The 10,706-nt window shown below is 64.2% G+C and carries 8 protein-coding genes and 2 tRNA genes; 3 read left to right on the top strand and 7 right to left on the bottom strand.

Translation table 11 applies throughout. The features are described from left to right. The 4 genes from JF66_RS05770 to JF66_RS05755 form a co-directional block, all read right to left on the bottom strand. The coding region (locus JF66_RS05770; protein ID WP_035876227.1) for a sugar transferase at window positions 1-1,421 on the bottom strand (1,421 nt) is incomplete at its 3' end. A 398-nt stretch (window positions 1,422-1,819) separates the two neighbouring features. Next, on the bottom strand, window positions 1,820-2,596 hold the full coding sequence (locus tag JF66_RS05765) for an ATP-binding cassette domain-containing protein (protein WP_035876226.1): 777 nt from the start codon (window positions 2,594-2,596) through the stop codon (window positions 1,820-1,822). Further along, on the bottom strand, window positions 2,593-3,633 hold the full coding sequence (locus JF66_RS05760) for an ABC transporter permease (protein WP_156109667.1): 1,041 nt from the start codon (window positions 3,631-3,633) through the stop codon (window positions 2,593-2,595). The genes JF66_RS05765 and JF66_RS05760 overlap by 4 nt, the downstream gene beginning before the upstream one ends. A 179-nt stretch (window positions 3,634-3,812) precedes the next feature. Beyond that, window positions 3,813-4,829, bottom strand: a complete 1,017-nt coding sequence (locus tag JF66_RS05755) for a substrate-binding domain-containing protein (RefSeq protein WP_035876224.1) — start codon at window positions 4,827-4,829, stop codon at window positions 3,813-3,815. Window positions 4,830-5,037: 208 nt separating this feature from the next. On the opposite strand from JF66_RS05755, the gene JF66_RS05750 reads away from it, so the two are divergent. Genes JF66_RS05750 through JF66_RS05740 form a run of 3 tightly spaced genes read left to right on the top strand, consistent with a single transcriptional unit; the run spans window position 5,038 to window position 7,427 of the window. Continuing rightward, the gene (locus JF66_RS05750) at window positions 5,038-6,138 is read left to right on the top strand and encodes a LacI family DNA-binding transcriptional regulator (protein WP_081882178.1); all 1,101 of its coding nucleotides are present in this window, start codon (window positions 5,038-5,040) and stop codon (window positions 6,136-6,138) included. An 8-nt stretch (window positions 6,139-6,146) separates the two neighbouring features. Then, window positions 6,147-6,449 (top strand): putative quinol monooxygenase, encoded by a 303-nt coding sequence (locus JF66_RS05745; RefSeq protein ID WP_035876222.1) that lies wholly within the window; start codon window positions 6,147-6,149, stop codon window positions 6,447-6,449. A 60-nt stretch (window positions 6,450-6,509) separates the two neighbouring features. Further along, the gene (locus JF66_RS05740) at window positions 6,510-7,427 is read left to right on the top strand and encodes a carbohydrate kinase (protein WP_231556310.1); all 918 of its coding nucleotides are present in this window, start codon (window positions 6,510-6,512) and stop codon (window positions 7,425-7,427) included. A gap of 432 nt (window positions 7,428-7,859) precedes the next feature. On the opposite strand, the gene JF66_RS05735 is transcribed toward JF66_RS05740, so the two are convergent. From JF66_RS05735 to JF66_RS05725, 3 genes are all read right to left on the bottom strand, one after another. Then, window positions 7,860-9,752, bottom strand: coding sequence for a glycosyl hydrolase family 28-related protein (locus JF66_RS05735; RefSeq protein ID WP_035876220.1), 1,893 nt, complete (start codon window positions 9,750-9,752; stop codon window positions 7,860-7,862). Window positions 9,753-10,418: 666 nt separating this feature from the next. Continuing rightward, window positions 10,419-10,494, bottom strand: a tRNA-Phe gene (locus JF66_RS05730). A 64-nt stretch (window positions 10,495-10,558) separates the two neighbouring features. Continuing rightward, window positions 10,559-10,632, bottom strand: a tRNA-Asp gene (locus JF66_RS05725). Window positions 10,633-10,706 lie beyond the last annotated feature (74 nt).

Here is a 10,706-nt window from a genome sequence, read left to right as displayed (position 1 = left end):
CCGCTGACCTGCCACATACCGGTGAGACCCGGTTTGATGTACAGCCGGCGATGCACGTGTGTTTCATACTGCTGCACCTCTCGTGGCAAGGATGGGCGTGGTCCGACGATGCTCATGTCGCCCATCAGGATGTTCCACAACTGCGGAAGCTCGTCGATCGAGTGCTTGCGAAGGAAGCCGCCAATGCGCGTGATGCGCGGATCATTGCGAATCTTGAAGAGTGTTCCGGCGGCGTCGTTTTGGTCGAGGAGCCCGTCGAGCTTGTCTTCGGCGTTGGGGACCATGGAGCGAAACTTGATCATGCGAAACGTTTGCCCACCGCGCCCGCAGCGTTCTTGCCGGAACAGTATCGGCCCGGGGCTGTCCAAACGGATCAGCCCGGCCACGAGAAGGAGCCCGGGAGAGAGCAGAACGAGGGCGAAGGCGGATGCGGCCACGTCAAGCCCGCGTTTCAGGCCGTGTTTCAGGCCGTCAAAACGAGGGATCTCCACGTGGATGAGGGGCAAGCCGTCAACCGGACGAAAATGGATCCGCGGGCCGGCCACATCGGTCAAACGGCTGGAGAGCACAAGTTCGGCGGCGGTGTTCTCCAACTCCCAGCCGAGGCTGCGGATGTACTGCGCCCCGCCGCGGGGCTGCCCGGCCACGATGACCGTGTCGACGCCTAATCGTCCGACCGTATCGGCCACCCGGTCGAAGCCCGCCACGATCGGCACGATATGGTCTCCCGCATCGATCCCCGAGGCGCGGATGACGTCATCCGCATCGTCCAGGGCCGCGCCCACGACGTAGTACGCGACGGCCGACTTCTCGCTGATTTGGGTGATGACATATTCCACGTCGGCTCGCTGTCCCACGACGAGCACGCGGGAGAGGTAATGGCCGAATGTGCGTTGCGTGCTCAACCACTTGCGCCAGGCCCAGCGTTCCACGGTCAGCACGGCCGCTCCGAGCGGGAACGCCAGAATGAAGTAGCTGCGGGCGATGTCGACCTGAAAGATGAGGAAAGTGATCGCAAGCAGACCAAAGGTAATGGCGCTCGCGTTGACCACGCGCTTGTATTCGGTCGCGCCCATGCCGATGACACGGCCATCTCGCGTGTGCAACGCGCCGAGGCTGGTGAGCCAGGTCGCGCCGATCACGATTGAGAGTACCCAATAGTCGGTATGCAGTGGGCCAACCGGGGTGGAGGCCCCATCGATTCCGAATCGGGCGAACAGAGCGATCGTCAGGGCTGTCGCAATGACCAGCGCGTCACTCAGGAGGAGTCGTGCCCGATAAGAACGAGCCCAGGCGGCACCGGACTTCGGCGAGGCCGCAGGCGACGGCAAACCGGCAACACTGGTCCGTCCCAGCACTCGCAAGTGGGCTCGCGAGGCCGAGACTGTGGAGGTGTCCTCGGGGGACAGCGGTGCGCTCATCGTGAGGCCATCGGCAGGGCGCCTGATTGGATCAGAGCGGAAGCGTGGGCACGACGACAGAGTCGTCCCTTTTCGGACAGATTCACGGTTTCATTCCCTGCATCTAGGTGGCACAGGTCAACGGGTGGATGTGCCACCAAAACATTGTTTTTCTGAGGGAATTCGGTGAGTTGAGTCGCCCTCAGGTGGACACGTTCCGACGGTACCGTGGTTATGACGCCCGTCGCTCCTTCCAGTTAGGGGGACAGAACGGCTCCCGATCAGCGTTCCCGGCTGGCCGGCCGGCCGGAAATCTCACGGTGGGCGGTCGCCTGCGCGAACGTCGGAATCCATGAACGCAAAAAAACGCGCGCCTCACCCCGGAAGGGTGAGGCGCGCGTTTCGTGCGAGCTGACGGGCTATTCGGTAGGTGACGCGACAATCAGCCCGGTGATTGTTCCGAGCAGGGAGTCCACGTTGAAATCGCTCGTGGGAGCGTCGCAGACCACCTTGCCGAGGCGCAGGACGACGATCCGGTCGGTGACCTCGAGGATGTGCGGCAGGGTGTGCGAGATGAAGATCACCCCGAGTCCTTTTGCCTTTGCCGCGCGGATGACCTGCAGCACCTCCTTGGCCTGACGGGCGCCGAGGTGGTTTGTCGGCTCGTCGAGGATGATGACCTTGCGGGCCCACGACACGGCGCGACCGATGGCGACCGCCTGGCGCTGGCCGCCCGAGAGCTGGGCAACCGGACGGTTGGAGGCGGGAACGGCGATACCGACGCGCTCGAGGTCGGCGTGGGCCTCGGAGTCCATCTTCGCCTGGGCGAGGAATCCCAACTTGCCGAGAATGCCTGGCTTGACGATCTCGCGACCGAGGAACACGTTGGACGAGACCGACAGATCGGGAGCAAGGCTCGAGTCCTGGTACAGGGTCTCGATCCCGGCTTCGAGGGCATCGTGGGGGCTCTTCCAGCGGCGTTCTTCGCCGTCGAGCAGGATCTCGCCGGTGTCGGGCTGGTGGGCTCCAGACAGCGCCTTGACCAGAGTTGACTTGCCGGCACCGTTGTCGCCGACGAGTCCGATCACCTCACCCGCTCTGACCGACAGGCTCACGCCGTCCAGGGCGACGACGCTGCCGTAGCTCTTGGAGATGTTGCGGACTTCGTACAGGGGGGTGGCGTCGTGTGTGGTCATTTGCTTCTCCGGGGGGATGAGGTGCGCAGCGCCTGCAACGACACGGCCGCGGCGATGAGGAAGGCGATGACGACCTGCTTCCAGTTCGGTTGTACACCGATGATGATCAGACCGCTGGGTACCACGGCGAGGATCAGGCTGCCGATGACGACGCCCGACATGCGGCCGACGCCGCCCGCAAGGGCCACGCCGCCGATGACGACGGCGGCGATGGCGACCAGCTCGTTGCCGGTGCCCGAGGTCGGTGCGCCGGAGCCGAGGCGGATATAGAGGAACATTCCGGCGAGGCCGGACAGGAATCCAGAGAGCACATAGATGCGGGTGAGGTGCAGCTTGACGTTGATACCTGCGGCGAGAGCGGCGAACGAGTTCGAGCCGATCGCGTAGGTATAGCGGCCGAAGCGCGATTTGTGCAGGTACAGGCCCGCGATGATCACGATCAGCACGACGACGATGCCGGGCCAGGACAGCGGGCCCAGCCACGGCACGCTGAGCGCGATAGCGCTGGACGGGCCGCTGCCGATCGGGGCACCGCCGGTGAGAACGATCGACATGCCGCCGGCGGCACCGAGCGTGGCGAGCGTGGCGATGAAGGGAACAAGCCTCGCGCGGTTGATCAAGAGGGCGTTGATATAGCCCACGAATGATCCGGTGGCGGCAGCGACGATGATACCGAGCGTGATCGAGAGAGTGTCACCGACGCCCGCGCCGGTCAGCGCCTGCATGGCATAGGCGGCGATTACGCCGGAGAATCCTAGATTCGCGCCGACCGACAGGTCGATTCCACCGGAGATGACGACGAACGTCTCCGCGATGGCGATCAGGATAATGGGACCCCAGTCGAGCAGGATGTTGCCGAACACGCCGACCGAGAAGAAAATCGGGTCGAGGACCGTGAACACGACGATCATCGCTACGAGGACCAGAAAGAGAACGGTCTGCTGATTCAGCAGGAGATCTTTCAGGCGCCTGTTGCGCGGTGGGACCGGAGCGACGACTTGTGTCAGCCCCGTCGGTAACATTCCTAGTTGTGCCACGATTCGCCCTTCGCGTCCTGGGACGCTTGATTTTTCTGAAGTAGTTAGTGTTCTCGGAAGCGACCTCGCTCCAAGGAAAGATGCTCCCCGCCGGGCTTCGCTCAGCGAGGCCCCGGCGGAACTGTGCAGCACATCGGGGTGACCGGCGCCGATCTGAGATCGACGCCGGTCGGGTCCGACTACTGAACGTAGGTGTACTTGGTCAGGTCCGCAGCGGACGTGTCCTTGTCGAGCACGATGTTCGGCAGAGTGACGGCGGCGGTGATGCCATCCTTGCTGTTGCCGCTCTCGATGTACTGGTGGCACGTGTCGATGGCCTGCTTGGCCTCGGTGGCCGGGTCCTGGGCGACGAGGGCCGTGAAGACGCCCTTCGTCAGCAGGTCAACGTTGTCCTTGTAGGCGTCGTAGCCAACGAGAGCAACCTTGCCGGTCAGGCCCTTGGCCTGGAGGGCGGAGGAAGCGCCGGTGGCGTTGGTCCCATCGATGGCGAAGATGCCGGCGAGGTCCGGGTACTTGGTCAGCCAGTTGCTGACGTTGCTGTTGGCCGTGGCGGCCTGAGACTGGCTGTACGCCGTGTCGACGATCTCGATGCCGGGGTATTTGTCGGCAACCTGCTTCTGGAAGCCCTCGAGGCGGGAGACGTTCGTGGTGGCGGTCTCCGAGGTGAGGCCGACAACGACCTGGTAGGAGTTGCCGTCCGTGTAGCCGATGGCCGTGGCCATGGCATCCGCAGCAGCGGCGCCGCCCTGCGTGTTGTCGCCCGTGATGAAGGAGACCACGTCTGACAGGTCGGTCACGTGGGTGTCGACGTTGATGACGGGGATACCAGCGGCCGTAGCCTTCGTGACCGAGGCCTGGAGGGCATCGGGGTCGGTCGGGATCAGAACGAGGCAGTCGGGCTTCTGGGCCAGAACCTGGTCGACGATCGGGATCTGGGTGGCGGGGGAGTAGACCGAGGGGTCACCCTGCCAGACGAGCTTGTCGCCCTTAGCGGCGATTTCGGCATCGGCGCCAACCTTCATCGCCTTGAAGAAGGGGTCTGCCTCCGCGCCCATGACGAACGCGATCGTGAGTGCCTTGGATCCGTCGGCATTCGTGCTGGACGCCGGGGTGGTGCCGGTGCTGCAGGCCGAAGCGCCGAGCACGAGCGTGGCGGCTACGGCGACAGCGCCTGCGGTCCTAGTGAAGCTGTTCATTCGGTTTAACTCTCCTTTGAGCGCACGGGCGGGCCGGATCCTTGGGGGAGCGGCCTCTTCAACGCTTCATTGTGATTGAAGGGGGTTTTTGGTGCATAACACCACATATTGAGAACGATCTCAGAAATTCGTTGAGAACGATCTCACTGATGTTGGATATGATGATTACACTATTGAAGGACGCTGTCAAACGACGAGGATATTCACATTGAAACAATTGGGTAACGACGCCCCGCTGCCTATTCTCTCGGCCCCGGCGACCATCAATGACGTCGCCCAGCTCGCCGGAGTTTCCCGGGCCACAGCGTCTCGCGTGCTGGGCGACTACGGAACCGTGAAGGCGGAGACCCGCACGATGGTACTGGGCGCTGCGGCTCGGTTGGGCTACGTGGCGAACGTCATCGCCCGATCGATGCGGGCCGGAACGACCCAGACTCTGGGCCTGGTCATCGCCGAAATTGGTCTGAGCGTCTTCGATACGGCGATGCGTGTGGTCATCGACTCGGCCCGCGCGCACGGCTATCAGGTGCTCGTCTCGAACACCAATGAGGAACTCGAGGCCGAGCGCACCGCCATCCGCGTCATGCTGGAGAAGCAGGTCGACGGGCTCATCGTCGTGCCCAGCTCGGTCACCGATCTGGACTTTCTCAACCCCAAGAATCTCCAGGGCCGGCCGATCGTGCTTCTCGATAGAACCCTCGCACCGCTCGGATTGACGAGCGTCACCGGGGCCAATCGGCAGGGAGCTATGGATGCCGTGGCGCACTTCATCGAGAACGGTCACACCAGGATCGGCCTCGTGGTCTTCACCGCCAACATCGAGGGCCAGACGCCCGAGCAGCCAGCGGGGCTCATCTCGTCGATCAACGACCGCATCGCGGGTTACTACGAAGCAATGGCCGCGGTGGGTCTGGCCGTGAATCCGGCGTGGGTATGCTTCGCCGGCGATGCCGATGTCTCGGCCAGTGCTGCTGTCGAGGGCATTCTCGACGCGGCCGATGCCCCAACGGCACTCCTCGCCTCGAACGGCAATATGTCCCTCGCCGTGCTGAAGGTGGCCAAAGCGCGAGGGCTCCTGATCGGTCGAGATCTCTCGCTCGTCGGTTTCGACGATGCGCCGTGGGCGTCCATCATCACTCCCAGCATCACCGTCGTGAACCTGCCGATTGAGGAAATGGCCCGGGTCGCGGTAGAAAACCTGATTGGCCAGATATCCGCAGCCCCGGACGCCCGCTCGTCCGAGCTGCCCATGAACCTCGTCCTGCGGGAATCCGTAGCCGACCTCCGCACCGCCTCAACCCGAAAATGAGTCGCCCAATGACCGTTGCCCTGTACGCAGAATTCACCGCTACGCCCGGAAACATCGAGCGGGTGAGCGCCCTCATTGACGAATTCGCGGGCGTCGTGCGCGCCGAGCCCGGCAACATCTGCTTTGATGCGCACTCCGTCGAGGCGCATCCTGCCACGATCTTCGTTTATGAGCTCTACCGCGACCCGGCCGCTTTTGAAGCCCACCTCGCGGCGCCGGCCGGGGCCGTTTTCAATCGAGCCCTGGCGCAACTTGTCGAAGGTGGTGGGTCCACCCTCACCATGCTGACCCCGATCAGCGTGTCCGCGTAACGCGCGGCCACCCAGCCCGTCAGACCTGCCACACCAACACGACACAGCGAAGTGAGTCCCGTGAACAGCACACCCGAAATCATCGTCATCGGTGAAGCCCTGACCGATATCGTCGAAACCGACGGGGGTACCGCCGAATTTGCGGGCGGTTCTCCCATGAACGTCGCCATCGGCCTGGCCCGGCTCGGCCACGAGGTGCAGCTGGTCACCCGAATCGGCTCCGATACCCGTGGCGACGAGATCACGCGCCATGTGGAGGAGTCCGGTGCTCGGATTTTTCCCGGTTCCGTGATCGACGAGCCGCAGTCGACCGCGAAGGCCGTTCTCGACCACGCGGGGGCGGCCACCTACGAGTTCGACATTCGCTGGTCCCTTGATTTTGTCGACACGCTCCCGGCTGTTCGTGTGCTCCACACGGGATCGATCGCATCCTTTCTCGCACCAGGCGCAGCCGATGTGCGGCGTCTGCTGGCCGCCGCGGGCACGGAAACCATCGTGACCTTCGACCCGAACATTCGGCCCACGCTGCTCGAGTCGGCAGCGGTGACCCGACCGGTCGTCGAGGATCTGGCGACCCTGGCGGGCATCGTCAAGCTCAGTGACGAAGACGCCGAGTGGCTCTATGGCGATACACCGCTTGATCAGGTGTTGGATCGCCTGCTGGACCTCGGCCCGGCGCTCGTGATCATCACCCGCGGAGGCGACGGGGCCATTCTGGCGACAGCGTCGGACCGTGTCATCGAGCCCGGGGTCACGGTGGAGGTGGCCGACACGATCGGTGCGGGGGATTCGTTCATGAGCGCGCTCATCCACCACGTGGCGGGGATGCTCGCCGGCGGGGTCACGCCGTCCGCCATCCGTGACGGGAGCGCCTTCGATCGCGGCGAACTCGAGCGCCTCGGCGCCTTTGCCGCGGCCTGTGCGGCGATCACCGTCTCGAGAAAAGGCGCCAACCCGCCCACCCTCGCCGAGCTCTGATCCGTCGGGCCCCCTGGCGGGTTCACTCGCCGCCGGCGCATAACTCCGGTACCTCGGCACGGGATAGCCGGACGGCTGCGTCATGCCGCGTGCGGTGGCCCGTTTGTTCAGGACAGGCAGTGGAGTTGTGCACGATTAGGGGTACGAAGAAAGCAACGGGGCCAGGCACGGGCGATCCCGAATGGATCCACTGGCGGCAGCCAAGGGCTAGCCCGTCTTGGACGTGATCGTCGCCGGATCGGCCGGCTGGCCGCATCCCGGCCGGCGACGAAAACACGTTGAGCATGCCCGACGCAGCGAGGGAGCAGCCGAGCGAAACTGTGGAGACGGACCTCGTGCCGCGATCCGTTTGAACGCCTCCGTTCAGCCGCCTCGCAACGCGTATGCCCCGGCCGTGCGTAACGCACAGCCGGGGCATCCGTCCTTCAGGCCTTACGGCGCCGGGTACTGCACGCCGTAGGACGGCACTCCGGGTGCGGAGCTGTCGACCTGAGCGCCGACGCCGTTCACGACGTGCTGGATGGTGCCGGCGGCGAGGTTCACCGTCATGATGTGGCGCAGGGTGACGCCGGGGGTGTTCGGTGCGGTAAACCCGTTAGCGGTGACGATCGACGGGTTGTTCTGGTTGAACACGTAGACGCCTGCGCCCTCGAGGAGGTGCTTCTTTACCTTCGGGCCCACCTTGTAGCCGGGGTAGCCGAGGGTTCCGTCGGGCTGGGTCCAGTCGGCCTGCGTGGGCGGGTCGTAGGGCAGCTCGTTCTGGTACAGGATGACGCGGCCGTTCTCACCATTCCAGACGGTGTTGAACTTCTGGAAGTGCTCCACGAACATGCCGGTCGCGGTCACGTTGTCGCCGTTGACGATCACGCCGTTGGTGCCGATGTTGGTCTGCCAGCGGTCGGTGTCACCGTTCACTCCGTTGGTGAAGCCTTCGATGCCGTGGTCGGCGCGCCACACCCAGGTGTGGTCGATCAGCACATTGTTGGCGTTGACCTCGAGCGCGGTCGTGGTCTTTCCGGTGTGCGGGCCTCCGACGCGGAAGTACACGTCGCTCAGGGTGATCGGGTTGCGCGGGTCGAGCTTCTTGCCGTTCTTCTCCTTGCCCACCGTCAGCAGCGCGGGGGAGAGCGCGGGACCAGCGTCGATGGTGACGCCCGCGATCACGATGCCCTCCTCGTACTTCACCTCCATCGGAACGGCGCCGCCGGCAGACGTGAGAGTCGCCTGACCCATGCCCAGCACGACAGTGTCGGCGCGCTTCACCTCGATGGTGCGGTCGATGTCATAGACACCGGGGGTCAGGATGAGGTTCTTGCCCGTCGCGAGAGCGTTGTTGATGTCTTTCACCGAGTCACCGGGCTTCGCGATGAAGAAGTCGGTGATCGGGAGTGTGCGTCCCGCCGTGGCATCCTGGGCCCAGGAGGTTCCGCTCGTGTTCAGGTGTGCCGAAGGAACGCGCACGTTGTAGCGCCCGGCGCCATCGACGAAGAGGTATGGCTTCTCGCGGCTGACCGGCGTCTGGGCGACCGTCGTGTAGGGCGGGTTGGGGAAGCCGGTCTCGGCAGGGGCGCCATCGACGCCGGAGAACACCTGGTTCCACACGCCGTTGGTCCACTGGGTGACCTTGCTGTTGCGGATGATCCACTGCTGCTGTGAGCCGTTGATCGTCACGGGTAGATCGGAGTCGGCGATGAAACCGCCGCTCGCGAATTGCGGGCCCGCGGTGCAGTAGTCCATCAGTGACAGGTTCGCCCCCGTCACGTGCACGCGGCGCATCGAGACTGCCTGCGACACCGCCCAGAAGTTGGCGCTCTGGCGACATCCGTCCTGGCCTGCTTTATTCACCTGGATGGAGAGGTTCGAGAGGGTGCGCCAGAAGTTGTTGAGCGCGATGCAGTTGCTCGTGCCGCCGTTCTCGAGGCAGCGGTTGTAGACCTCGATGGAGCCGTTGACCGAGACGTCGTCGGGGGAGGCCCCGAGCCCCGCCACCTCGGTGTAGTACCCCACCTCGAACTGAAGCGGTGCCTCGGCCGTACCGTAGTCGCCGGGAAGGAAGTAGACGGCCTTGCGAGCGGAGCTCATCTCGGCGTCGCGCTGCTGATCGGCGAGCGTATCCATGGTGCTCTGGATCTCGGCGAGCGGGGTGGCCGGGCTGAATATCTGCACGTTGGGTCCGAAATTCGGATGCAGCGGATCAACGGTCTGCGAGGGAGCGGCCTGCGCCGGTACGGCCGAGAGGGCTCCGGCGAGGAGCGCGAGGCCCGTGGCGCTTGCGGCGATGCGCCGGCGACGGGTTCGGGGGTGCGGGTGGTCAAGCGGAATCATGCTGGTGCCTCTCCGTTGAGGATGTGCGCGACGAGTGCCGCTGAGGGTCCGGCGGTGGCGACTGACCGGTCTGCTGTGAGGACTGTAACTCATAATGGGAGCGCTCTCTAGGCTGCGCCATGCGAGGACTATCGGAAGGTCGTCAGCTACCGGCTCCCCGGGGAGGGTGCATCGACAGGCTTCCCGCGGGTCTGCCCGTCATTCAGCACGCGCCAGTCGGCTCCATCGGCCGTGTCCCGGTGTGAAGAGCCTCGCGCCACTCCCATAACCGACCCCACGACTGGGGGTGAATCGGATTGTGGGCGGGGGGATCATTTCTATGAGTGAGCCGAGCGGGTGCTGAACGCCTCCCCGACCGCAGCCGAAGTCCTGCGGGGAATAGAAGGTGACGTGATGGTCAACCGCTACGAAAGCGTGCTGCTCAGTGTCTCGCTGGATCTGCCGTGGTTCGTGTCGGCTTGTACGCCTCACCCTCCGACCACTGCGCTCGCGTCACCATGAGCGCAACTGGCGCCCGACGGGGGGAGTGCTTCGTCAGGGAAATTTTCGCAGCCGCACCTTCACCCGCGCCCTGGCCGCAGTGCGGGATCGCGATCCGAGATGTCCTCCACGTCACAGAAAAGGGCATAAAAAATGCCACGCCCCAATAAACAAAGGGAGTGGCTGTGGTGGCCCCGACCGGCGTCGATCCGGTGACCTTTCGATTTTCAGTCGAACGCTCTACCAACTGAGCTACAGGGCCAGAAAGCCCGAAACGGCGCCTTCTCAAACAAAAACCCTTTCTTGCGAAAGGGCTCTTGCTTTTGCGACCCTGACCGGACTTGAACCGGCGACCTCCGCCGTGACAGGGCGGCGCGCTAACCAACTGCGCTACAGGGCCTCACTGGTGTAAATGATAGTGAGTACTTGGTAAGACTATTCTATTTTTTGTGCCTTCACTTACGTGACCCCAAC

The organism is Cryobacterium sp. MLB-32 (assembly GCF_000738085.1).
Taxonomy (GTDB): Bacteria; Actinomycetota; Actinomycetes; order Actinomycetales; family Microbacteriaceae; genus Cryobacterium.
Note: the sequence above shows the minus strand (reverse complement) of the source record. Positions and strands in the feature narration are given on the sequence as shown.